The following is a 21,883-nucleotide window of genomic DNA, read 5'->3' as shown; positions in this document are numbered from 1 at the left end:
TCGGCAGGGCGTCCGCAGGGGTGCCGAGTAGGGGTCCGGGCTGTCATAAATGATTGGCATTCGTTTTCCCCTTGCGCTCCAGCGTGACTCGCGCCATACTAAATGAACGCTATTCATTTAGTGACTGTCGTCTCATCGGAGTACATGCCACCATGATTGAAATAACCCGCCTCGAAGCCCCGACTTCCCTGGCCCGCACCGAACCCTCCACGCGGACGCCGCTGCGCGTCGGCGTTGTCCAGCACCGCTGGCATGCCGACGAATCCGCCCTCCGCGCAGAACTTACCGAAGGCATCGAGCGCGCCGCCAAGCTGGGAGCCACTGTTGTTTTCCTGCCTGAACTGACGCTCTCCCGCTACCCCGCCGACACCCGGCCGGAGAACAACCCCGCGGCAGGCATCCGCCCATCGGACATCACCGAGGACCTCCTCACCGGCCCCACCTTCACCTTCGCTGCCGAAGCTGCCAGGAAGTTCGGCGTCTCGGTCCACGCATCCTTGTACCAGCGGGCTGAGAACCCAGATGGCACTGACGACGGCCTCGGCCTGAACACCGCGATCCTGGTCTCCCCCGCCGGGGAACTCGTAGCCCGCACCCACAAGCTGCACATCCCCGTCACCGCCGGCTACTACGAAGACAAGTTCTTCCGCAAGGGCCCGGAAGCCGAGGATGCCTACGCAGTGTACGCACCGGCTGAACTCGGCGGTGCACGCCTGGGCATGCCCACCTGCTGGGACGAATGGTTCCCCGAACTCGCCCGGATGTACTCCCTGGGCGGAGCTGAGATCCTGGTCTACCCCACCGCAATCGGCTCCGAACCGGACCACCCAGACTTCGACACACAGCCGCTCTGGCAGCAGGTCATTGTGGGCAACGGCATCGCCAACGGCCTGTTCATGATCGCGCCGAACCGCTACGGCCACGAAGGCACCCTGAACTTCTACGGCTCCTCCTTCATCTCCGATCCCTACGGCCGCATCCTGGTCCAGGCACCGCGGGACGAATCCGCCGTCCTGGTGGCCGACCTCGACCTCGACCAGCGCAAGGACTGGCTCACGCTCTTCCCGTTCCTGGCCACGCGCCGCCCAGAAACCTATGGTCGCCTCACCGAACCGGTGGACCCCAACGCGCCACTGGGAGCAAGCGCTGTCGCCACTGCCTACCAGGCGGTCTCCGCGTGAGCGTCTGGCGCATGCCGTCGGAGACGGCCCCGCAGGACCGCGTCTGGATGGCCTTCCCCACCGGCGGTTACACCTTGGGCGACACCGAGGAAGAGGCGCATGCAGCGCGCTCCACCTGGGCCGCCGTCGCGAATGCCGTCCTTGAGTTCGAGCCGGTCACCATGGTGGTAGCGCCCGACGACGTCGAAACAGCCGCGCGCTACCTGGACCCCCGCGTCGAGGTACTCACCGCGGAACTGAACGATGCCTGGATGCGGGACATCGGACCGTCGTTCGTGTTGGATGCGAACAAGCAACTCGGCGCCGTGGACTGGATCTTCAACGGCTGGGGCGCCCAGGACTGGGCGGCGTGGGACAAGGATTCGCAGATCGCCGCCAACATCACCGGCCGCGCCAACGCCACACACCTCCCCTCGGGGATCGTGAACGAAGGCGGCGGCATCCAGGTTGACGGCGAAGGCACCGTCCTTGTCACCGAGACCGTACAGCTTGACGAGGGCCGCAACCCCGGCCTGACCAAGTCCGACATCGAGGAAGAGCTCGCCCGCACCATCGGCGCTACCCACGTGGTGTGGCTGCCGCGCGGCCTCACACGCGATTCGGAGAAGTTCGGCACGCGCGGCCATGTGGACATCGTGGCCGCCATCCCCTCCCCGGGCACACTCCTTGTCCATTCCCAGCAGAACCCTGAGCACCCCGATCATGCGGTGTCCCGGGAGATCATCGACTTCCTGCGCACCACCCATGACGCAGCCGGACGGGACTGGAACATCATCGAAGTTCCGGCACCCGAAACCCTCACTGACGACGAGGGCTACGTGGACTACAGCTACATCAACCACTTGGTAGTCAACGGTGGGGTCATTGCGTGCAGCTTCAACGACCCCATGGACGAGAAAGCGCTCCGCATCCTCGCCGATGCCTACCCCGGACGCCGCGTTGTCAGTGTTGACGCGCGCGAACTCTTCGCCCGGGGCGGCGGCATCCACTGCATTACGCAGCAACAGCCTTCGGCCATCTAGAAAGGGCCCTCCATGAGCCAGACAATCCGCGCCGGTGCTTCCAAAAGCACCGGAGCCGCTGCAGAGTCGCACAACATCAGCGGCAAGGGACTGAAGACGGGGCAGTTGGGGCTCCTCGCCGTCGTCGTTCTTGGCATTTCAACCATCGCCCCGGCGTACACGCTCACCGGTGCGCTCGGTCCAACAGTCAACGAAGTCGGGCTGCAGTTGCCCGTCATCTTCCTGATCGGGTTCATTCCGATGATCCTGGTATCGCTGGCCTACAGGGAGCTCAACGCAGACTCCCCGGACAGCGGCACCACTTTCACCTGGGTCACCAAGGCATTCGGACCCTGGGTGGGTTGGATGGGCGGTTGGGGCCTGCTCGCAGCCAACATCATTGTCCTGTCCAACCTGGCCGGTGTAGCGGTGGACTTCTTCTACCTTTTCCTCGCCCAGGCCACAGGTTCCCCTGAGCTGGCCGACCTCGCCTCGAACAAGCTGCTGAATGTGGCCACCTGTTTTGTCTTCGTGGCACTGGCCGTGTGGATCAGTTACCGCGGCCTGCACACCACCAAGATCGTCCAGTACGGGCTGGTGGGTTTCCAGCTGCTGGTTCTGGGCTTGTTCGTGGCCATGGCCTTCGCCAACTGGTCCACGTCCGAGACCGCCGTTCCCTTCAGCTGGGATTGGTTCGACGTCACGAAAGTCGAGACCTTCGGCCAGATCGCCGCGGGCATTTCGCTGTCCATCTTCGTGTACTGGGGTTGGGACGTCTGCCTCACCGTGAACGAGGAAACCGCCAACGGCAAGAAGACCGCGGGCGCCGCCGGAACCCTCACGGCAGTCATCGTCCTGGGGATCTACCTGCTGGTGAACATCGCCACCATGATGTTCGCCGGCGTCGGCGACACCGGAATCGGGCTGAACAACCCCGAGAACCACGCCAACGTGTTCACGGCACTCGCTTCTCCGGTCATGGGGCCGTTCGCGATCCTCATGTCGTTGGCGGTGCTGTCCAGCTCGGCGGCTTCGTTGCAGTCCACGTTCACTTCGCCGTCACGGAGCCTGCTTGCCATGGCGCACTACGGAGCGCTGCCGGAACGCTTCAGCCACATGAGCAAGAAGTTTTCGACGCCGGGCTTCGCCACCATTGCGGCAGGCGTACTGTCCGCGGGCTTCTACGCCGTGATGCACGTGATCAGCGAGAACGTCCTCAACGACACCATCCTCGCCTTGGGCCTGATGATCTGCTTCTACTACGGACTGACGGCAATTGCCTGTGCTTGGTACTTCCGCAACAGCGTCTTCAGCAGTGCCCGCAACTTCCTCCTGCGGCTGCTTTGCCCGGTATTGGGTGGCGTTGGCCTGTTCGTTGTGTTCCTGCAGACCGCGATGGACAGCTGGGATCCGGAGTTCGGCAGCGGCTCGGAGATCTTCGGGGTGGGGCTCGTGTTCATCCTCGGCATCGGGATCCTGGCCTTGGGTGCCGTCGTCATGCTGATCCAGTCCCGCATGCGGCCAGGGTTCTTCCGTGGCGAGACCATCCGGAAAGACACTCCCGCCCTGGTGGTCCCTGAGTAGCCGGGCGCGCCGAACAGCGAGAACGCCGGAAAGCGGCCAGTTCGCCGGAGCTATCCGGCGAACTGGCCGCTTTCGCGCGTTCTGGCACTGCTTCGGCGATCCCGGTCACCAGTGATGGGCGACATCCACGACCAGCCGCGAGCCGCCGTCGGGTCCGTCCAGGGTGAAGACCCGGAACGGAAGCCTGGCACGGACACCCAAGCCGATGCTGGTAGTTCCTTCGAAACTCCCGGCGTAGACCACCTGACGGAACGTCTGGTAGCCCGATACGTTGGAGAGCTCGGCCTTGGCTGCCGGAACGTAGGTGGGCTGGCTGTACTGGTTGTACGACGGCGCCGTCACCACCACTTGCAGGTCGGCGTCACCGAGCACCGGGATGGGGAAGCCCGTTGCATCCTGGGTGATCACCGGAACGTACTGCACTGAATAACCGGCCACTTTCCCGGTCATGTCGATCACCAGTCGGTCGTAGCAGAGCTGTTGGCCCGTGCGGACATTGGTGACCTGCGCGGCGCTCATATCGGGGTCGGCCTTGGCCAGGGAACCCCAGGTGATGCCGCAATAGGAAGCCGCCGAGGCTGGCCCCGGTGCTGCCAGACCGAGCCCGGCCGCTGCCACAACAGCCGCCAAACCCGCTCCAATTTTCCTCATTTTTTGTGCCCCCTTCAGGCGAAGTTGATACTTCAACTGTAGGAGTGCATCCACGGGTTTTAGCGGGTTGTGGCCGCTTCGGAGCACAACCGTTAAGAGGACCCCCGTCAGGTTACGGGCGGGTCATCCGAAGCCGCTTCCGGCATCAATTCCGGGCCGTTTCAGTCGGCTTCAACCACGTTTTCGTGACCGAAGATAACGTGATCAGCGCGTTATCAGCCTTCGCAGTCCTTGCAGAACTTAAGGCCGTTCTTTTCCAAGGCAATCTGCGAACGGTGACGGACCAGGAAACAAGACCCGCACGTGAATTCGTCCGACTGCTCCGGAACCACAACGACGGTCAGTTCCTCGCCCGAAAGATCGGCGCCCGGAAGATCGATTCCTTCGGCGGTATCGACATCTTCCACGTCGATGACAGCGGTCTGGGCACCGCCCCCGCGGGACGCCTGGAGAGCCTCAAGTGATTCAGCGGGAGACTCTTCTTCTGTCTTGCGCGGGGCGTCGTAATCAGTAGCCATTGAGGGTTCGCTTTCGTTGCTGCATAGTGCCTATTCCGGCACCTCAGTGAAGCAGTTTAGGGCATACTACCCGGCATCAACGAAAAGTGTGCTCAACGCAACATTGTGCAGCTTATAGCGCGGTTCCTACGTGGCCGTCGGCGGGCGTCCTGCGTGCGATTGGATGGCCTGGGCTCCTGCCACTGTCACCCCGCTCAGGGCTGGAAGCCATGTCCAATCCGAAGCCGACCCGTGCGGTCCTTCAGACTCGGGACCGGCGCAATCCAGGACGTACGCGGCCTCGATCCAGCGGCCCAGGGAATGGCCGATTCGGGTAGCAAGTGCGGCCAGTGAGGTGATCATGGAGCAAAGCTATCCACCCCGCATGTGGGCGCCGTTTCCGGATCGTCACGGGCTTGTTAACTCACGCCGCTCCCGACCCTCCCCGGCCAAACAGCCCTCGCCTGCTAGTCCGCCAGCGCCTGCTCAATGATGTACTCGGCGATCGCCATGGACGAAGTAGCCCCGGGCGACGGCGCGTTCCGCACCAAAACGGTGTCCCGGCGTCGTCCGATGACAAAGTCGTCCACCAGCGATCCGTCGCCGTTCATGGCCTGGGCGCGGACGCCGCGGGTGCCAGGGAGAACAGTGGCGCCCTCCAGGGACGGAACAAAGCGGACAGCTTCGCGGATGAATTTCTTGCGGCTCACCACGGTCTGGAATTCACGGACAGCCGAGGGCACATTCTGCCGCGCAAAATTCCAAAAGCCCGGGAACAGCGCATAATCCAGGACATCGCGGACCCTGACATCCTTCCAGCCGTAGGATTCCCGGCCAAAGGAAATGAACGCATTCGGTCCGAGTATCATTTCGCCGTCGATGCGTTTGGTCAGATGCACGCCCAGGAAGGGATGCCGGGGGTCCGGGACGGGATAGATAAGGCCCTTCACCTGCTCGCGGGCCGCGCGGTCCAGGAGAAAGTACTGCCCGAAGAACGGCACGATCCTCGGGTTCGCGGCCTCGCCCGCCGCCTTCGCCAAACGGTCCGATTGCAGGCCGGCGCACGCGACCACCAGGTCAAAGTGTTCACTGTCGTCCTTCGTATGGACAACCGCGCCACTCGCTTGCTGTTCGACCGACGTGACTTCCTGCCCAAGCCGGATGGTCCCTCCCGAGGCCCTGACGTCGTCGGCGAGCGCTTCGGTGATGGCCGAATAGTCGACGATCGCCGTTTCCGGCGAGTGCAAAGCGGAAAGCCCGACGGCGTTCGGCTCCACCTCGCTTATCCGGTCACCGCCCAGCATCCGTGCTCCGGGCACCCCGTTGGCTGTGGCGCGGGCAAAGATGTTGTCCAGGCGTTTTTGCTCTTCCGGCGTCTGGGCAATGACCAGCTTCCCGCATGCTTCGTAGGGAAGGGCCTTCGCGGCGCAGAATTCCTGCAGCAGCTCCACTCCCCTGCGGCACAGCCGTGCCTTCAACCCGCCGGGTTCGTAGTACAGCCCTGCGTGGACCACCCCTGAGTTGTGGCCTGTTTGGTGGGCAGCGAGGCGCCCTTCCTTCTCATAAACGGTGACCTGGACGCCGTCGAGCTTGTTGGAAAGTTCCCGCGCAACCGCGACGCCGATGATCCCGCCGCCAACCACGGCGCAGCGCTTGATCCGTTTCATGGCTGGCACTCCTCGTCATCGGGGTCGGTCCGCGTCAAGGACAGCATTTCACGGAGTGGTCGCGCGGGCACGCAGTGCGGGCACGAAAAAGGGGCGGCACACTAGGTGCCGCCCCTTTCTACGTGGTGCGTGGGTTACTACGCGGTCGGCTGGTCGAAACGCTGGCCGGCCGGGTTGGACGGCAGGAGCGAGAAGACCAGAAGGGCAAGGCCGCCCACAAACGGGATAAGTCCCAGCAGGGCCAGCCAGCCACTGAAGTTGCCGTCGTGCAGGCGACGAACCAGCAGCGCGATGGACGGCATCAGGACTGCCAGGTAGAAGACGAAGATCAGGATAAGGCCGACGATACCGCCAGGGCCGGGAACGTTTCCGGTGCTTGTAGTGGTTGAGCCTGCTGCGCCGAGAAGGCCGGTAAGGATCTGCAGGATGAAGCCCACGACGCCCAGTACGAGGGCAACCCACCAGTATTCACTGCGGCTGGCACGGCCCGAGAACGCGGCGTACTTCTTGAAGAAACGCTTGACGGCTGCACCGATCGGAGCGCCATAGTAGGGTGCCCACAGCGGCGGCTCGCCGGCTTGCGCTGCGTAGGGCTGGGTCTGTTGCGGTTGTTGCGGGTAGCTCATTGGTATATCCCCCGGGGTTTCGTTGTGATGAATGCGTACTCAGAGACGAGTCGACCCAATCGTAATGCCCCGAACGCTGTTTAGGCAGTTCGATGGACAAAATTAACCGGGATTTAGCCCAGTAACGGAATATGTCGCCCGAAAGCCGCATTCAGCACCCGGAACGTGAGGAAGGGTCCCACCCAAACACGCGGAACGTGAGCAAGCGTCGGTAGGGCTACTGTGCGAAGTGCTTGCGGAGGTCGGTCTTCCTGATCTTGCCGCTGGCCGTGCGCGGCATCTCTTCCACGAACACCACGGACTTGGGGATCTTGTAGCGTGCCAATCGTCCGTCCAGATGCGAGCGCAGCTGCTCTTCGGTCAGGGCAGCACCCTCCCGCAAAGTCACGATCGCCCTCGGGACTTCGCCCCATTTCCCGTCGGCCACTCCAATGACGGCCACGCTTCCCACGGCGGGCAATTCCGCAATGGCTGCTTCCACTTCGGCCGGGTAGATGTTCTCGCCGCCGGAAATGATCATGTCCTTGAGTCTGTCGGAGACGAATAAGAAGCCTTCCTCGTCCTGGTGTCCCATGTCCCCCGAGCGGAACCAGGAGGAGTCCGCGTAGCTGTCGGCAGTTGCCTCCGGCCGGTTCCAGTATTCCTTGATGACGTTGGGCCCGGAGATCTGGATCTCCCCCACTTCGCCCGCGCCCACGACGCTCCCGAACGGGTCAACGATCCGCACATCCGTGAAGAAGTGCGGCAAACCCGCTGATCCGGCCTTCACCTTGGAAGCGGAGACCGGGAGCATGGTGGCTCCTGGCGCGGTTTCGGTCATGCCGTAGCAGGCGGTGAATCCGATGCCACGTTCCTCATAGGCGTCCAGTACCCGCTGCGGAACGGCGGACCCGCCGCAGGTGAGTTTGTCCAGGGAGCTGAGGTCCGCCGTCGACCATTCCGGATGGTCGCAGAGCATCTGGAAGGTGGTGGGGACGCCGTTCAGGGTGGTGACCCTGTGCCGGCCCACCAGTTCCAGGACGCGACCGGCGTCGAACTTGGATTCGAGGACCACCGTGGCGCCCTTGAGCAGCATCGGCAGCAGACCCATATCCAGGGATGCGACATGGAAGAGAGGCGAAATCATGAGCGCTATGTCGTTGCGGCTCAGGTCCATGTCCACCACGGTATTGATGCAGTTCCAGGTGATGTTGCCGTGCGTGAGCAGCGCACCCTTCGGCTTCCCTGTTGTGCCGGAGGTGTAGAGGATCATGGCGGCGTCGTCCAGGGACACCGCAACATCCATCGCTGTGCCGTCCGAGGCGCCAATCACCTCCTCATAAGGTTCGACGCCGGTCGGCAGCTTGACCGCGGACCCTTCAGGTCCGCCGTCGGGAGCCACCACAAACCGGTTGATGACCGCAGTGTCAGCCACGGCGGCCGTCGCAACAGGCTCCAGAGCCGCGGCGTTGATGAGGATCCGGGCTCCCGAGTCCTGCAGCTGGAACTGAAGCTCGGGAGCGGCCAGGCGCGTATTGAGAGGCACGAAGATGGCGCCCACCAACCCGCAGGCAAAGAAGGTTTCCACGAAGGAGGGGTGGTTTTCCCCGAGGTAGGCAACGCGGTCTCCCTTGGCTACTCCCCTGTCCTTGAGGGCATTGGCCAGGTGATCTGCCCGGTCAGCCAGTTCGAGGTAGCTGAGCTTCCGGTCACCGGAAACAAGTGCTGTTGCGTTTCCGGACTTGCTGCGGCGGCGGTGCAGCCAGGATCCAACTCCGTTGTTGTCCATGGTGGTTTCTCCTAACTGACCGTAGAGAGGTCGTTGTTCTTAGACTCCCGCGTCAGCAGGATGAAGACAATCGACACCAAGGACATGATGGACAGGAAGACCACCACGGGGACGATACTCTGGCCTGCGTCCTTATAGAGTCCGGCGACGATTCCGGGGGTGAAGCCCGCGCCGATCAAGGTAGCCAGCTGATAGCCGACCGCAGCACCGGTGTAGCGGTTGGTGGTGCCGAACTGTTCCGATACGAACGCTGCAAGGGGTCCGTAGAGGGACGAGTGCAGGACCAGCGCCACCGTGAATGCCAGGAAAATCAGGGCGATGTTGCCTGAGCTGAGCATCCCGAACATGGGGAACAGGTAAAGGATGAACAGGGCCAAACCGGCGACCATCACGGGACGTCGACCGAAGCGGTCCGACAAGCGGCCGCCCAGGAGGACGAACAGGATGGAAATTGCCGAAGCTCCCGCGAAGGCATAAAGCACGCCCTGCTGCGGTGCGCCCTTTGACACTGCGTAGGTGACGGAGAACGTAGGAAGCACTACCTGAAGACCAAAGCCAGCAGCACCGGCAAACATGATCATGATGAGTGCTTTGGGGCGCTTCAGGACCTCCAGCAGCGGGATCTTCCGCTTGCTGCCTTGGGCGCTTTCCTTGGCTACGGCCTCGGCGAAGATCGGACTCTCGGAGACCCGGAGCCTGACGAACATGCCCACGATCAGCAGCACGAAGGAGAGCAGGAACGGCACGCGCCAGCCCCATGCCAGAAAGGCGTCCTGCGGCAGGGCGGAGAAAATGCCCATCACAACCGTGCCGAGTACGGCGCCTGTCGGCGCACCGGCGTTCACGAACGAGGCAGCGAAACCGCGCCGCTTGGGATCGGAATGTTCCAGCGCCATCAGCGCGGCGCCACCCCATTCACCCCCGACGGCGATGCCCTGGCAGACGCGCAGGAGCACCAGCAGCACGGCACCCCAAGGACCGATCACGCTGGATCCCGGGATCAAGCCGATCAGTGTGGACGCGACGCCCATCATGGCCATGGAAACGATCAACATTCCCTTCCGGCCGATCCTGTCGCCGAAGTGGCCGAAAATGATGCCGCCCAAGGGCCGGGCAACGTAACCGGCGGCGAACGTTGCATAGGCAGCTACGACGCCCACCCACTCGTCCGTTCCGGCGAAGAATACCTTGGGGAAGGCAACCGCTGCCGCCGTCGCGTACAGCAGGAAGTCGTAGAACTCGATGGTGCTGCCCAGATAGCTGGAAAGGATGACCGTACGCGCTTCTTTACGCTTTGCGGCCGTGCTCGACTGTGCGAGCGCAGTGTGTCCTGACATGGCTGTTCCTTGGAAGAGGAGGGAAGTTGCTGGAAAGGGAGTGTTTATTTGTAGAAGCGTGCGAGGAATTCGGCCACGACGGCGGGCCGTTCCTGGCCTTCGATTTCGATGGTGGCGTTGACCTTGATCTGGGCGCCGCCCTTGACCTCGGTCACCTCGGCGATGCTGCCCTGCATACGGACTTTGGAGCCCACCTTCACCGGTGACGTGAAACGGACTTTGTCCAGGCCGTAATTGACCTTGGTGGTGACGCCGTCGACGTCGAACAGTTCGCCCCAGAACGGGATGATCAGGGACAGGGTGAGGAAGCCGTGGGCGATCGGTGCACCGAAAGGACCATCCTTGGCGCGTTCGGGATCAACGTGGATCCACTGCTGATCGTCCGTGGCATCGGCGAACAGGTTGATCTGCTGTTGGGTGATCTCCCGGTAGTCGGTGGTGCCCAGGTCCTTGCCGGACATGGTGAGCAGGGTGTCGAAATCGACGACGAGATTGGGCATCGTTGCCTCCTGGTTGTTGTGTTTTTCTGTGCGTTGTTCAGTGGGTGAAAGCACTCTCGCCCGTCAGGGCGCGTCCGACGATCAGTGCATTGATTTCGTGGGTGCCTTCGTACGAATAGACAGCTTCCGCGTCGGCATGGAAACGGGCGACGTCGGCGGCGAGTGTGATGCCGTTGCCGCCCACGACTTCGCGGGCCAGGGCGACGGTTTCGCGCATCATCAGGGACGTCTGCATCTTGGCCAGGGCGGAGTCCTGGTCCCGGTAGATGCCTTTGGCCTGTTGTTCGGTCAGGCGGGTCACCAACGAGAGCGAGGCGGTGCTATTTCCGAGCATTCGCGCCAGCTTTTCCTGCACGAGTTGGAAGGACCCCAAGGAGCGGCCGAACTGCCGGCGTTCCCTGACGTAGGCAAGGGCGGCTTCGAAGGCACCGGCCTGGATACCGGTGGCGATCCACGCGACATCGGATCGCATCGCCCGCAGCATCGCGGCCACGTCCTTGAAGGAATTTACGCTGTGCAGGCGCATGGCTTCCGGCACCCGGACGCCCTTCAGGGTGATGTGGGCGTTCTGCATCATCCGCAGGGACGTCTTGCCGTCGATCTTCTCCAAGCCGACCCCGGGAGCGGTCCGGTCCACGAGGAACCCCTTGACCTGTCCGTCGGCCACATCCCGGGCGAACACGCACAGCACATCCGCCGTGGAGGCTCCCCCGATCCAGCGCTTGGCGCCGTCCAAAACCCAGCCGCCGTCGGCGCCTGTTCCTGTGCCACGTTCAAAGCGTGCGGTGGTGGAAAGCCCTCCCGCGATGTCCGAACCGTGTTCCGGTTCGGTCAACGAGAAAACACCTTTGAGGGTGAAGTCCACAACGCCGGGCATCCACTCCTTCTGTTGTTCCTCGGAGGCCCCTACCCGGATTGCCGTCCGGAACAGGCCGGCCTGTGCCGTGTACCAGGTGGCCAGGGACGCATCGGTTCGGGCGAGCTCGAAAATCCGGAAACCGTGGAAGATTCCCCGCGCCGGATGTTCGAACGGCTCCATCAGATCAAGGTCGATCAGCGGCTGCGCCAACTGCTCCGGAAATTCCGCTCGCTCCCAGTACTCGGCCAACAGAGGCTTCGCCTCGGTGTCCAGGAACTCCCTCAGGCGGGCCAGCACTGTGCGTTCGTCCGTGGTGAGGAGAGCTTCAGCGTCGTACCAGTCAGCATCGCCGTAGAGCCGGGCACCCAGGCGGGCTTCCGTCGTCGTGCTTGTGACCATTTCAGCTACCCAACCCGAGCAGCCGGACGGCGTTGTCCTTCAGGATCTTCGGGCGGACTTCGTCCTTCAAGGGCAGGTCGGCAAATGCGCCCAGCCACTTCTGCGGAGTGATCAGCGGGAAATCCGTCCCGAACAGGACCTTGTCCTGCAACACCGAATTCGAGGCCTTCACCAGCGATTCCGGGAAGTACTTCGGCGACCACCCGGAGAGGTCGATGAACACGTTGGCTTTGTGTGTGGCGATCGAATTTGCCTCGTCCTGCCACGGCACCGAGGGATGGGCCATGATGATCTGCAGGCCCGGGAAATCGGCCGCCACGGCGTCGAGCAGGAGCGGGTTCGAGTACGCCAGCTTGATGCCGTATCCCCCGGGAAGCCCGGCACCCATGCCGTTCTGGCCGGTGTGGAAGATGCACGGCAGACCCAGTTCCTGCAGTGTTTCCCAGAGCGGGTAGAACTGCTCGTTGGATGGGTCGAAGCCCTGGAGTGAAGGATGGAATTTGAATCCCCGGGCACCGAGCTCAACGGCCTGGTGCTTGGCTCCGGCGATCGCGTCCTCCCCCGTCCGCGGGTCCACGCTGCCGAACGGAATCAGAACATCGTTGTTCCGCCCGGCTCCGGCGATCAGTTCCGGGATGCTGTTGGGTTCGTGCTTTAGTTGCGTCCTGGCGTCGACGGTAAAGACGACGGCGGCCATGTTCAGTTCGCGGTACACCTCGGCGATCCTGTCCAGGGACGGGGTCCTGTCCTCGGCCTTGAAGTACTTAGCCGAGGCTTCCGTCAGCGCATCCGGGAGCGAACCGTGGCCGCAGCTGTCCACTTCGAGGTGGACGTGCATGTCGATCGCATCCAGCTTGGCAGCGTCGATGCCGAGCTCGTAACGGTCAGCCATGATCAGCGGGCCTGTACCGCTTCGGACTTGGCCGGTTCAGGCTGCAGTTCTTCCGGCAAGGGCAGGAATTCCTCACCGTAGCTCTGCAACGCATCCGGGCCGAAGAGTGATCCGGCGTTCTCCACCAGTGCTTCGTAGCTCCAGCCGCCGTCGCGGTATTCGGTGGTTGCCGCCGTCGGGTGCGTCCAGACCTGCAGCCGGTCACCGCCGGCACCGATCGCCTGGCCGGTAATGCCGGCCGCCTCATCCGAGGCGAGGAAGGCGATGAGCCCGGCGACGTCGTCGGCAGTTCCGAAACCCAGGTCATGACGGAAGAACGACGGCATGGCCTCGCCGCGTTCGTCAGCTTCGACGGCTTTCTGAAAATACGGGACCGTCTTGGTCATGGCAGTGGCAGCCACGGGGATCACGGAGTTCACCGTCACGCCGGCCTTCTTCATCTCCAGCGCCCACGTCCGGACCATGCCCACAATCCCGGCCTTCGCAGCCGCGTAATTGGTCTGCCCGAAGTTGCCACGCTGGCCCGTAGGCGAACCGATAGTGATGATCCGGCCCGCGACGTTGTTTTCCTTGAAGTACGCGAAGGCCTCACGGACGCAGGTGAACGTGCCCTTCAAGTGGACGTTGATGACAAGGTCGAAGTCCTCGTCGGTCATCTTCAACAGGCTCTTATCGCGGAGGATTCCTGCGTTCGTGACCAGGATGTCCAAGCGACCGAACGTCTCCACGGCACCCGCGACCAATGCCTTGGCGGCATCCGTGGTGCCCACCGGAACGACGACGGCGGTGGCCCGGCCGCCGTCGGCCTCGATCTGCGCGACTGCTTGCGCTGCGGTCTCAGCGTTCACGTCATTAATGACGACGGCGGCACCCTGGCGGGCGAGCTCCCTCGCGTAAGCGAGACCAAGACCCTGTCCACTCCCGGTAACGATTGCAACCTTGCCGTTCAAGCTCATGGCGTGCTCCTTCGCATGCAGTAACCGGCCGGAGCCGGTGGGGCCGATCCCACTGCGTCGTGAGATCCTTGTCATGATCAATGAGAATACGGATCATTGAAAAAGTCAACGATTGTTTTTCATTACTATTGGAGTTGTCATGGGCCCGCAAAGCACCGAAGTGGAAACCCCGCGCCTGGCCGAGGCCAAAATCGGCAACGATGTGGGCCTGTTGCTGGCCAAACTGCACGCGACAGGCTCCCTTCTGAACAACAAGGCACTGGCGGATTACGGGCTTCGTGAGCGGTCCTTCTCCGTGCTGACACTTGCCTGCAGCGGCCTGGAACCTACGCAGCGCGAGCTCGCCGATTTCCTCAGCCTGGACCCCAGCCAAGTGGTCAGTCTGGTTGACGACCTTGAACACCGCGGCCTGGTCAAGCGGGCGCAAGGCAAGCAGGACCGGCGGGCCAAGATCATCGTTTCCACCGCGGAGGGCCGCCGGATACACAACAAGGCCCGGGCTGCGCTTGAGGTGTGCGAGCAGACGCAGCTGGCAGCGCTCAGCGAGGACGAGAACACGCAGCTGCGGGCACTGCTGAAAAAGGCGCTGTGGGGCTAGGAGCAATTACGATGTCGGCTTCCTCGGCCGGCCGGACTCCTACGCCATCGATCCAGCCCTTCCGATTGCGCGGGGCACCCACTCCGTGAGAGGACTGCCAGGTACATTTGCTGACGCTTCCCGAAGTTCTGACGAGCAGCCCCGCAGAGCACGCCAGCGGGAAGTAGCTAATGTTGCCGATGACCTCCGCGCGCTGATGGCGAGGACCGCTGGCAACGGAACCGTGCGTTAAGAAACCACCCACAGGGGTACATCCTCCCCATGGGCATCCACATCGGCACATCGGGCTGGAGCTACGATCACTGGGAAAGCGTGCTCTATCCCCCGGGACTGCCCGCCTCCAAGCGGCTGGCCCACTACACTGCGCGGTTCACCACCGTGGAACTCAACGCGAGTTTCTACCGCTGGCCCCGGAACACTACCTTCGCGGGTTGGCGGAACCGCCTGCCGGAAGGCTTCGCGATGTCGGTCAAAGCGCCGCGTGGCCTTACCCATGCCAAGAAGCTCTACAGCCCCGAGGTATGGGTGGAAAGAATCGTGCGCTGCTGGCACGAGCTCGGCGACAAAAGGGCGGTTCTGTTGGCGCAGTTGCCACCTGATTTTGCCCGTGATGATGCCCGGGTCGACTACTTCCTGGCCGCCCTGCCGCACTGGATCCGCGTCGCCGTCGAGTTCCGGCACGACAGCTGGGACCATCCGGACGTGTACGCGCTGCTGGAACGCCACCAGACCGCCTACTGCATCATGAGCGGCGCCAATCTGCCCTGCATCCTCCGGGCCACGGCTCCGTTCGTCTACATCCGCATGCACGGCCCGGACCACCAGCACCTCTACGGCGGCTCCTATTCGGACGACGATTTGAGGTGGTGGGCGGACAGGATCCGCGAGTGGAGCGGCGCCGGCAAGGACGTGTATGTCTACTTCAACAACGACGGCGGTGGTAACGCCGTGCGCAACGCTGACACTCTGCGGTGGCTGCTTGGGGTCAACTGACCCGGTGGCGGTCAGGCCAAGCGGGCGCGCACGATCTCGCTGACGGTCTTGCCATCGAAACGTCCTGCGACCTTCGCGGTAACAGGCTTCATGACGGCACCGATGGAACGCATTGAGAGTTCCTGGCCTTCGGCTTTCAAGGCATCAATGGCCTCGGCCACGATGGCCTCAACCTCTTCGCGGGTGAGCGCTTTGGGAAGGTAGGCCTCGATGATCTCCGCCTCGGCAACTTCGGCCGCTGCGCGGTCAGCTTCCCCCGCCTCGGTGTAGATCTTCGCCGTGTCCCGGCGCTTGGCGGCTTCCTTCTGCAGCAGCGAGGTGACCTGGGCGTCGTCGAGCTCCACTGGCGTCTTGCCTGACTTTTCACGGGTGGTGATTTCACCCAGGACATTGCGAACCGTGGTCAGGGCAACTTTGTTGCCGGCCTTCATGTGGTCGACGACGTCTGCCTTCAAGCGTTCTTTGAGTGTCATGCTGCTCCTTGTTCGGATTCCTCCTGCTATCTTCCCAGCAGATCCCCACGGGCGCTCATTGCCGGCAAATTGATGCTTGCGATCTTAATAATCAGCATGCTTAGCTAATTTGGAAAACATAGCGCCGAGGAGGACCACTATGCCGCTTTCAGAACGCGAGCGCCGGGTTCTGCAGCAGCTCGAGCGGGAGCTCTTCATCCAGGATCCCCACCTCGCCCGGCAACTGGAATCCGGTGTCCCCGTGCGCGGCCCCATCCACCCGCGCCTCCGTGACGTCATGGCCGCCGCTTTGGGAGTACTGCTGGTCCTGATGGCGATACCTCTGCACGTACCCCTGTTTGGCGTGGCCGGCACACTTCTTGGGGTTCACGCGGTGTTGTCCCACCGCAACTACAAGAAACAGGCCCCCTCAAGATTCCTTTGACGGTGCCGGCACCGGCGGCCCCTGCCCGGGAGGTTCCTTGTCCAAGGGACCGCTGACCACCACTTGGGCGGGACTGTGCAGGAGATAGCCGTTGAGCCAGGAAAACAGTGCCCGGATCTTTTGCTGGAGCCCTGACAACAGGGCTAAGTGCACCAGCAGCCAGGATAAAAACGCAAAGAGGCCCTGAAGCTGAATGCGCTTGCGACCAAGTTCCGCCACTGCCGCACCGCGTCCCACCATCGCCATGTAGCCCTTGTCGACGTACCGGAAAGGCGTTCGGCTGCCGCCGCCAAGGTCGGCAAGGATGTTCTTGGCCGCCCATTTACCCGCCTGCTGGGCTACCGAGCCCAGCTGCGGCAATTTGGCTCCCGTTGAGTCCGTGATGTTGGCAGCATCCCCAATGACGTAAACGCCATCCACGTCCGGCGCTGTCAGGTCCGGGTGGACATCGACACGTCCACCCCTCCCCTGGGCCAGCCCCGATCCGGCGATAATGCCGCCCGCTTTCAGGCCGCCGGCCCAAACGACGATCTGCCCCGGGACGGAGCGCCCGTCCGCCAAGGTGACACCATCAGGCCGGACCTCAGTGACACCCACACCCATGTGAAGCTGGACACCGACTTTCTGCAGGTGTTCGGTCGCGTACTTTTGGGACTTCTGGGAGAACATGTTCAACACGCTGGGAACCATGTCCACCAGGTGTACCCGGCAGCGGGCAGCCAGCTCGGGCGAGAAGTACTTCCGCACCACGTATTTGACGTTTTCAGCCATCGCTCCGGCTGTCTCTACACCTGTGGGACCGCCGCCGACCACCACCACATCCACGAAGCTGTCGGGATTCCCGTCAGCCTGGTCCAGCAACCGGGTGAGCCCGCCGCCAAGTCTTGTTGCGTCTGTGACGGAGTACAGGGGGAAGGCCAATTCCTCCGCGCCCGGAGTGTTGAAAAAGTTCGGGACGGCCCCCACGGCAAGGACCAGGATGTCCGCCCGCAGGGTCTGCCCGTCGGACGTCGTCACTGTGCGTTGCGATGCGTCCACGGATTCCACTTTGGCAGTGAGGACCTTGACCGTTTTGAGGCGGCGAAACACCGAACGGAGTGGCCGGGCAATGGCCGACACCCCGATTTGGGACGTAGCAAGCTGGTAGAGGAGGGGCTGGAACTGGTGGTAGTTGTTCGAGTCGATGAGCAAGACCTGTACACCCTTGCGGCCGAGTTCCCTGGCTGCTGCAACGCCTGCAAATCCGCCACCGACCACAATGACCTGGTATGTGTCCTTCATGCGAGCAACATACTTCACCGGGGGTCCGGGCAACAGAGGTTCCCGATCCGTCGTCGCGTGTTTATTCTCTGGACCGGTGGGTACGCAGTGGGTAGTGTTCTGCATTCGGCAACGCACGCGGAGGGGTGGCTTTTGTGAACGAGGACGGTCTGACGGACGCCGTGCAGGAGGCCGGTGCCGTGGAATTACTGCTGGTCCGGCATGGTGAGAGCGAAGGGAACCTGGCGGCCACCGAGGCGCGGCTGGCAGGGGCGGAGGTCATTGCGGTCCCGGCCCGGGACCCCGACGTGAACCTCTCGGGCACCGGACAGGACCAAGCCAAAGCGCTTGGGACCGCGCTGGCCCGCATCGCCGAAGACATGAGGCCGGACGCTGTTGTCTCCTCCCCCTACGCCCGTGCCAGGCAGACGGCGGAAATCGCCGTCCAGACTGCCGGATGGCCAGTGAAGGTGCTCACCGACGAACGCCTCCGGGACAGGGAATTGGGCATCCTGGACAGGCTGACAAGCCGGGGCGTGGAAAACCGCTACCCGGATGAGGCCGAGCGGCGTCTGTGGCTGGGCAAGCTGTACTACCGTCCGCCCGGCGGTGAGTCCTGGGCCGATGTTGCCCTCCGGCTGCGCTCGGTGCTGGACGAACTCAACACCTTGGGCTCGGGCCAGCGGGTGATGCTGGTCTGCCACGATGCCGTCATCCTTTTGGTCCGCTACGTCCTGGAAGGCATGTCCGAAGAGGAGATCCTGGACCTCGCTGCGACGACGTCGGTGTTGAATGCCTCGATCACGCGCTATGTGCGTCCCACCGGCTCGGGGCCCTGGGAATTGGAGAGCTTCAACGTCGCCGACCACCTCACAGAGCAGGGTGTCACAGTCACCGAACACGCCGGAGATGCCAGTGTCCACCCCCAGTGAACCCACTTTGGTGACTCCGTCCCTTCTGCGGGACTGGCCACTGCCGGCCCCTGGCGAGGACAAGTATTCGCGCGGGGCAGTCCTGGTCATCGGCGGGGCACGCGCGACCCCCGGGGCGGCCATACTCGCCGGGACGGCGGCGCTGCGTGCCGGGGCGGGCAAAATAACCTTGGCCGTGGCCGAATCCGCGGCGGTGCAGGTGGGCGTAACCCTGCCGGAGTGCGGTTCACCCGGTCTTCCCGAAACAGCCGACGGGTCATTGACCGGAGAAGGGCTGGAGCGAATCGGATCCGACCTGGAGCGGGCCGACGTCCTGCTGATTGGGCCGGGGCTGGATGATATGGATCTGGCCGGGACCATGCTGCGGGCGCTCTTGGAGCGGGAGGAATCCAACGGTCCCGCTGACGCTGCGGGCGGTCCCGCCGTCGTTCTTGACGCCTATGCCCTGGGGGCACTTGGGAAGGTTGAGTCGCTGCTGGGACCATGGCGTGGGCGCCTGATCCTTACCCCCAATCCCACAGAGGCCGGGGTCCTGTTGGGGAAGGATGTCGATGACCTGGAAGCTGCAGTGATGGACATTGCCCAACGGTTCGATGCCGTGGTGAGCTGCCAGGGATTCATCGCCGGCCCGCAGGGGATGTCGGATCAAGGGTCCGGACTCTGGAAGATCACCACAGGCTACGGAGGGTTGGGAACCTCGGGCAGCGGGGACGTCCTGGCGGGTGCGATTGCCGGTCTCAGGGCCCGCGGAACCAGCGACGCCCAGGCCGCCTGCTGGGGTACCCATCTGCATGCAGCCGCTGCGGACCGCCTGGCCAGCAAACTGGGTCCCCTCGGATTCCTGGCCCGGGAGCTCGCCGACGAACTGCCGGCCCTGATGGTGGAACTGAACACCTGAGTCCTCCACTAGGCTGCCAGCATGGGGACAATCGGGGGAAGTAATCGAACACCGCGTGTCATTGCCAGTTTGTTCGGGCTGGCTGCAATAGCTGCATTCGCAGTTGTGGGAGCGTTCCAGATTCTTGTATGGAATCCCCTCGCAGCTGTGCCCGGTGCCAGCCTGGACGAAATTCATGAAGGGCTGGCGCGGGCTAACGAGTCAATCTCAGCGCCCACGGTTGTGACATGGGCCTTTCTGGGAACAGCGATGGGGGCCGTTGTGGTGCTGCTTTCAGCGGCCGGCTCTCTCGGGCGGCTGAGGACCGTTGTCCTCCTCGACCTCCTGATCCTTGGGCTCGGCGCCCCATCCTATTCGTTGGTGTCTTTCCACGCCGGAATGGCTTTGGCTGATGCGTTCTTCATTTCCGGTGGCGATTACGCCCCGTGGGGCGGAGTGCTGTACACGGTCAGTGCGGCAGCCTTGCTTGCCGGGTTGATCGTGGTGGTCACCAATGGCCGATCCGGCGCGGCTCCCGCCACCGCCTAGGCCGGTTTCAGCAGCTCATGCTCCACGACGGCGGTACGGGACAGGGTCTTGTAACCCTCCTGTTCGAACAGGACAGTAATGACGTCGTCCTCGTGCCGCATCACCAGACCAGGCCCCCACTCCTTATGGACCACGGTGGACTGCAGGGGGAACTGTTCCTCGCCGCCCGGGGCCGCGGGGTTGCCGGAACCCGGGGCGTCTTGTTGGACCTCAGCGCAGGAATCGCAGTTGCCGCAGGGCTCCGGCAGCTCCTCCCCGAAGTAGCCCAACAGGAACTGGCGGCGGCAGGCATCCGTCTCAGCGTAAGCCCGCATCATGGTCAGCCGGGACTGGTCAACCCTTTGCCGTGACTCGGCCAGATCCACAGCGCGGTTGACCAGCGTAGCCGGTTTTGCCCTGGAAATGAGCCGGGTGCCGCGCTTGCCGGTTTTCACCGCGCCGGCCTCCTCCAACTGGTTGACCAGCCCGGTAACCCGCCGGGCGGGGAATCCCGTCAGTTCCACCAGGGCGCTCTTCGGAGCCGGCCCACCGGCGTTCCTGATCACCTTCAGGATCGTTTTGAGGGCACCAGGGTCCGGCGAATGGGTACCGAAGAATTTGCGCAAGCCCAGGTCCTCGGCCCGGTAATGCAGGATGGCCGCAGCAGCTTTGCCATCGCGGCCCGCCCGGCCGATTTCCTGATAGTACGAGTCCAGTGACTCGGGGATGTCCGCGTGCACGACGAACCTGACGTTGGGCTTGTCGATGCCCATGCCAAAAGCAGTAGTAGCGACCACCACATCAAGTTGGTCGTCCAGGAAGCGCTCGTGAATGCTTTCGCGGTCCGCGTCCGTCCTGCCCGCGTGATAGGCCTCAGCACGCAGGCCCCGTTCGGTCAGTTTGGCAGCATACTTTTCGGTATCTTTTCGCGTAGCCGCGTACAGAAGCCCCATCCCCTGCGACGCGGACAGCTCCACTACCTGTTCCACCACGGCTTTGCGCTTGGCCTTGTCCTCCTGGTGGCGTATGACGTCCAGGCTGATGTTGGGCCTATCGAACCCCCGGACCAGGACCAAAGGATCGCGCATGCCAAGCCGTTGGACGATTTCATCGCGGACCGGCGGGGATGCTGTTGCCGTCAGCGCTATCACCGGCGGATTGCCCAACCGTTCGCGGACGTTGCCCAGCTCCAGGTAGTCGGGGCGGAAGTCATGGCCCCACGCGGAGACGCAATGGGCCTCGTCCACCACGAACATGGAGATGTCCAACGTGGCGATCCGGTCCACTGTCTCCTGCCTGGCCAATTGCTCCGGCGCGAGAAAAAGGAAGACAGCCTGGCCGGATTCGGCCGCTTGCCAGGCGGCCTCCACTTCAGAGTCACTGCGGGACGAATTTATGGCGACGGCGGAACCCTCACCCAGGTCCCCGGCCAGGCCCTCCAGTTGGTCCTCCTGCAGGGCAATGAGGGGAGAAACCACGACGGCGGGGCGCTTGGTTTGTTGGTGAAGGTGAAGTGCCGCTACCTGGTAGGTGGCAGATTTTCCGTATCCGGTCGGCATGACTGCCAAAACATCACGGCCCTCAGCAAGGGCGCTCATGCCGGCGAGTTGGCCATCGCGCAACTCAGGAAGGGAAAAGGAGGACGCCGCAAGGGCAGTCAGGGCAAGGTCAACTGACATGGAAAGATGGCTCCGCTTGGTGGTTCCTGCGGCCACTTGCATCAGCCGAGATGACCAGCCTAGCGCGAGGCACGGCTCAGCGCCGTTTACGAAGTCTGGGTTGTGGATAAGCGCCTTGGGGTGCTGCGGTTTTCTTGAGGGTTTCCTGAGGAAGTGTTGTGGGTTTGCAGGATCGGTTCTTGATCCAGGCCCGGCAAAGTA

The 21,883-nt window shown here is 63.2% G+C and carries 23 protein-coding genes; 9 read left to right on the top strand and 14 right to left on the bottom strand.

Features of this window, described 5'->3' with window-relative positions:
* The first annotated feature begins 152 nt into the window (after positions 1 to 152).
* Genes PV760_RS20345 through PV760_RS20335 form a run of 3 tightly spaced genes read left to right on the top strand, consistent with a single transcriptional unit; the run spans position 153 to position 3,766 of the window.
* Positions 153 to 1,181, top strand: a complete 1,029-nt coding sequence (locus PV760_RS20345) for a nitrilase-related carbon-nitrogen hydrolase (RefSeq protein ID WP_354628562.1) — start codon at positions 153 to 155, stop codon at positions 1,179 to 1,181.
* The gene (locus PV760_RS20340) at positions 1,178 to 2,203 is read left to right on the top strand and encodes an agmatine deiminase family protein (RefSeq protein WP_079582820.1); all 1,026 of its coding nucleotides are present in this window, start codon (positions 1,178 to 1,180) and stop codon (positions 2,201 to 2,203) included. The genes PV760_RS20345 and PV760_RS20340 overlap by 4 nt, the downstream gene beginning before the upstream one ends.
* Before the next feature lie 12 nt (positions 2,204 to 2,215).
* On the top strand, positions 2,216 to 3,766 hold the full coding sequence (locus PV760_RS20335; protein ID WP_354628561.1) for an APC family permease: 1,551 nt from the start codon (positions 2,216 to 2,218) through the stop codon (positions 3,764 to 3,766).
* Positions 3,767 to 3,871: 105 nt separating this feature from the next.
* On the opposite strand, the gene PV760_RS20330 is transcribed toward PV760_RS20335, so the two are convergent.
* The 11 genes from PV760_RS20330 to PV760_RS20280 all read right to left on the bottom strand — a co-directional run bounded on the left by PV760_RS20330 (position 3,872) and on the right by PV760_RS20280 (position 13,918).
* Positions 3,872 to 4,417, bottom strand: a complete 546-nt coding sequence (locus PV760_RS20330; protein WP_055975249.1) for an AMIN-like domain-containing (lipo)protein — start codon at positions 4,415 to 4,417, stop codon at positions 3,872 to 3,874.
* 215 nt (positions 4,418 to 4,632) lie between these two features.
* The gene (locus PV760_RS20325; protein WP_018780148.1) at positions 4,633 to 4,935 is read right to left on the bottom strand and encodes a DUF4193 domain-containing protein; all 303 of its coding nucleotides are present in this window, start codon (positions 4,933 to 4,935) and stop codon (positions 4,633 to 4,635) included.
* A 126-nt stretch (positions 4,936 to 5,061) separates the two neighbouring features.
* Complete coding sequence (locus PV760_RS20320) at positions 5,062 to 5,277, bottom strand: hypothetical protein (RefSeq protein WP_354628560.1); 216 nt, start codon at positions 5,275 to 5,277, stop codon at positions 5,062 to 5,064.
* A gap of 104 nt (positions 5,278 to 5,381) precedes the next feature.
* Positions 5,382 to 6,581, bottom strand: coding sequence for an L-2-hydroxyglutarate dehydrogenase (gene lhgD, locus PV760_RS20315; RefSeq protein ID WP_354628559.1), 1,200 nt, complete (start codon positions 6,579 to 6,581; stop codon positions 5,382 to 5,384).
* Between the two features lie 137 nt (positions 6,582 to 6,718).
* Positions 6,719 to 7,207 (bottom strand): DUF805 domain-containing protein, encoded by a 489-nt coding sequence (locus tag PV760_RS20310; protein ID WP_354628558.1) that lies wholly within the window; start codon positions 7,205 to 7,207, stop codon positions 6,719 to 6,721.
* Positions 7,208 to 7,424: 217 nt separating this feature from the next.
* Positions 7,425 to 8,975: an o-succinylbenzoate--CoA ligase gene (gene menE / locus PV760_RS20305; RefSeq protein ID WP_354628557.1), complete on the bottom strand. Its 1,551-nt coding sequence runs from the start codon at positions 8,973 to 8,975 to the stop codon at positions 7,425 to 7,427.
* 11 nt (positions 8,976 to 8,986) lie between these two features.
* A complete protein-coding gene (locus PV760_RS20300) occupies positions 8,987 to 10,312 on the bottom strand; it encodes an MFS transporter (RefSeq protein WP_079582809.1) in 1,326 nt (441 codons plus the stop codon).
* Between the two features lie 44 nt (positions 10,313 to 10,356).
* On the bottom strand, positions 10,357 to 10,812 hold the full coding sequence (locus PV760_RS20295; protein ID WP_039239911.1) for a MaoC family dehydratase: 456 nt from the start codon (positions 10,810 to 10,812) through the stop codon (positions 10,357 to 10,359).
* 37 nt (positions 10,813 to 10,849) lie between these two features.
* Positions 10,850 to 12,070: an acyl-CoA dehydrogenase family protein gene (locus PV760_RS20290; protein ID WP_354628556.1), complete on the bottom strand. Its 1,221-nt coding sequence runs from the start codon at positions 12,068 to 12,070 to the stop codon at positions 10,850 to 10,852.
* A 1-nt stretch (position 12,071) separates the two neighbouring features.
* Positions 12,072 to 12,962 carry an amidohydrolase family protein gene (locus PV760_RS20285; protein ID WP_354628555.1) on the bottom strand — a complete coding sequence of 297 codons (891 nt, stop codon included), beginning with the start codon at positions 12,960 to 12,962 and terminating at the stop codon, positions 12,072 to 12,074.
* Between the two features lie 2 nt (positions 12,963 to 12,964).
* Positions 12,965 to 13,918 (bottom strand): SDR family NAD(P)-dependent oxidoreductase, encoded by a 954-nt coding sequence (locus PV760_RS20280; RefSeq protein WP_354628554.1) that lies wholly within the window; start codon positions 13,916 to 13,918, stop codon positions 12,965 to 12,967.
* A gap of 139 nt (positions 13,919 to 14,057) precedes the next feature.
* Here PV760_RS20280 and PV760_RS20275 point away from each other — a divergent pair, with 139 nt between their 5' ends.
* Positions 14,058 to 14,516 carry a MarR family winged helix-turn-helix transcriptional regulator gene (locus tag PV760_RS20275; RefSeq protein ID WP_018780159.1) on the top strand — a complete coding sequence of 153 codons (459 nt, stop codon included), beginning with the start codon at positions 14,058 to 14,060 and terminating at the stop codon, positions 14,514 to 14,516.
* A 261-nt stretch (positions 14,517 to 14,777) separates the two neighbouring features.
* On the top strand, positions 14,778 to 15,509 hold the full coding sequence (locus PV760_RS20270) for a DUF72 domain-containing protein (RefSeq protein WP_110505672.1): 732 nt from the start codon (positions 14,778 to 14,780) through the stop codon (positions 15,507 to 15,509).
* A gap of 11 nt (positions 15,510 to 15,520) precedes the next feature.
* On the opposite strand, the gene PV760_RS20265 is transcribed toward PV760_RS20270, so the two are convergent.
* Positions 15,521 to 15,982, bottom strand: a complete 462-nt coding sequence (locus PV760_RS20265) for a GatB/YqeY domain-containing protein (protein WP_064723694.1) — start codon at positions 15,980 to 15,982, stop codon at positions 15,521 to 15,523.
* A gap of 139 nt (positions 15,983 to 16,121) precedes the next feature.
* On the opposite strand from PV760_RS20265, the gene PV760_RS20260 reads away from it, so the two are divergent.
* Positions 16,122 to 16,406 (top strand): DUF3040 domain-containing protein, encoded by a 285-nt coding sequence (locus tag PV760_RS20260; protein WP_079582795.1) that lies wholly within the window; start codon positions 16,122 to 16,124, stop codon positions 16,404 to 16,406.
* Here the strand turns inward: PV760_RS20260 and PV760_RS20255 are convergent.
* Positions 16,392 to 17,687: an NAD(P)/FAD-dependent oxidoreductase gene (locus PV760_RS20255; RefSeq protein WP_354628553.1), complete on the bottom strand. Its 1,296-nt coding sequence runs from the start codon at positions 17,685 to 17,687 to the stop codon at positions 16,392 to 16,394. The genes PV760_RS20260 and PV760_RS20255 overlap by 15 nt on opposite strands.
* 125 nt (positions 17,688 to 17,812) lie before the next feature.
* Between PV760_RS20255 and PV760_RS20250 the strand changes: the two genes are divergently transcribed.
* From PV760_RS20250 to PV760_RS20240, 3 genes are read left to right on the top strand one after another with little or no spacing between them, the layout of a single operon-like run.
* The gene (locus PV760_RS20250) at positions 17,813 to 18,598 is read left to right on the top strand and encodes a histidine phosphatase family protein (protein WP_018780164.1); all 786 of its coding nucleotides are present in this window, start codon (positions 17,813 to 17,815) and stop codon (positions 18,596 to 18,598) included.
* Positions 18,576 to 19,496, top strand: a complete 921-nt coding sequence (locus tag PV760_RS20245) for an NAD(P)H-hydrate dehydratase (protein ID WP_502921451.1) — start codon at positions 18,576 to 18,578, stop codon at positions 19,494 to 19,496. Before PV760_RS20250 ends, PV760_RS20245 begins: the two co-directional genes overlap by 23 nt.
* A gap of 21 nt (positions 19,497 to 19,517) precedes the next feature.
* Positions 19,518 to 20,024: a hypothetical protein gene (locus PV760_RS20240; protein ID WP_354628551.1), complete on the top strand. Its 507-nt coding sequence runs from the start codon at positions 19,518 to 19,520 to the stop codon at positions 20,022 to 20,024.
* On the opposite strand, the gene PV760_RS20235 is transcribed toward PV760_RS20240, so the two are convergent.
* Positions 20,021 to 21,682, bottom strand: a complete 1,662-nt coding sequence (locus PV760_RS20235) for a RecQ family ATP-dependent DNA helicase (RefSeq protein ID WP_354628550.1) — start codon at positions 21,680 to 21,682, stop codon at positions 20,021 to 20,023. The genes PV760_RS20240 and PV760_RS20235 overlap by 4 nt on opposite strands.
* Between the last annotated feature and the right edge of the window lie 201 nt (positions 21,683 to 21,883).

Origin of the sequence: Paenarthrobacter sp. CC6 (genome assembly GCF_040560085.1) — a bacterium.
GTDB lineage: Bacteria > Actinomycetota > Actinomycetes > Actinomycetales > Micrococcaceae > Arthrobacter > Arthrobacter nicotinovorans.
The sequence above is the reverse complement of the archived record's forward strand: the minus strand, read 5'-3'. Positions and strand labels throughout refer to the sequence as shown.

Coding starts and splice junctions, on each gene's coding strand:
- PV760_RS20345 (WP_354628562.1), top strand. CDS start 153: ATGATTGAAATAACCCGCCTCGAAGCCCCGACTTCCCTGGCCCGCACC.
- PV760_RS20335 (WP_354628561.1), top strand. CDS start 2,216: ATGAGCCAGACAATCCGCGCCGGTGCTTCCAAAAGCACCGGAGCCGCT.
- PV760_RS20330 (WP_055975249.1), bottom strand. CDS start 4,417: ATGAGGAAAATTGGAGCGGGTTTGGCGGCTGTTGTGGCAGCGGCCGGG.
- PV760_RS20325 (WP_018780148.1), bottom strand. CDS start 4,935: ATGGCTACTGATTACGACGCCCCGCGCAAGACAGAAGAAGAGTCTCCC.
- PV760_RS20320 (WP_354628560.1), bottom strand. CDS start 5,277: ATGATCACCTCACTGGCCGCACTTGCTACCCGAATCGGCCATTCCCTG.
- lhgD (WP_354628559.1), bottom strand. CDS start 6,581: ATGAAACGGATCAAGCGCTGCGCCGTGGTTGGCGGCGGGATCATCGGC.
- PV760_RS20310 (WP_354628558.1), bottom strand. CDS start 7,207: ATGAGCTACCCGCAACAACCGCAACAGACCCAGCCCTACGCAGCGCAA.
- menE (WP_354628557.1), bottom strand. CDS start 8,975: ATGGACAACAACGGAGTTGGATCCTGGCTGCACCGCCGCCGCAGCAAG.
- PV760_RS20300 (WP_079582809.1), bottom strand. CDS start 10,312: ATGTCAGGACACACTGCGCTCGCACAGTCGAGCACGGCCGCAAAGCGT.
- PV760_RS20295 (WP_039239911.1), bottom strand. CDS start 10,812: ATGCCCAATCTCGTCGTCGATTTCGACACCCTGCTCACCATGTCCGGC.
- PV760_RS20290 (WP_354628556.1), bottom strand. CDS start 12,070: ATGGTCACAAGCACGACGACGGAAGCCCGCCTGGGTGCCCGGCTCTAC.
- PV760_RS20285 (WP_354628555.1), bottom strand. CDS start 12,962: ATGGCTGACCGTTACGAGCTCGGCATCGACGCTGCCAAGCTGGATGCG.
- PV760_RS20280 (WP_354628554.1), bottom strand. CDS start 13,918: ATGAGCTTGAACGGCAAGGTTGCAATCGTTACCGGGAGTGGACAGGGT.
- PV760_RS20275 (WP_018780159.1), top strand. CDS start 14,058: ATGGGCCCGCAAAGCACCGAAGTGGAAACCCCGCGCCTGGCCGAGGCC.
- PV760_RS20270 (WP_110505672.1), top strand. CDS start 14,778: ATGGGCATCCACATCGGCACATCGGGCTGGAGCTACGATCACTGGGAA.
- PV760_RS20265 (WP_064723694.1), bottom strand. CDS start 15,982: ATGACACTCAAAGAACGCTTGAAGGCAGACGTCGTCGACCACATGAAG.
- PV760_RS20260 (WP_079582795.1), top strand. CDS start 16,122: ATGCCGCTTTCAGAACGCGAGCGCCGGGTTCTGCAGCAGCTCGAGCGG.
- PV760_RS20255 (WP_354628553.1), bottom strand. CDS start 17,687: ATGAAGGACACATACCAGGTCATTGTGGTCGGTGGCGGATTTGCAGGC.
- PV760_RS20245 (WP_502921451.1), top strand. CDS start 18,576: ATGCCAGTGTCCACCCCCAGTGAACCCACTTTGGTGACTCCGTCCCTT.
- PV760_RS20240 (WP_354628551.1), top strand. CDS start 19,518: ATGGGGACAATCGGGGGAAGTAATCGAACACCGCGTGTCATTGCCAGT.
- PV760_RS20235 (WP_354628550.1), bottom strand. CDS start 21,682: ATGTCAGTTGACCTTGCCCTGACTGCCCTTGCGGCGTCCTCCTTTTCC.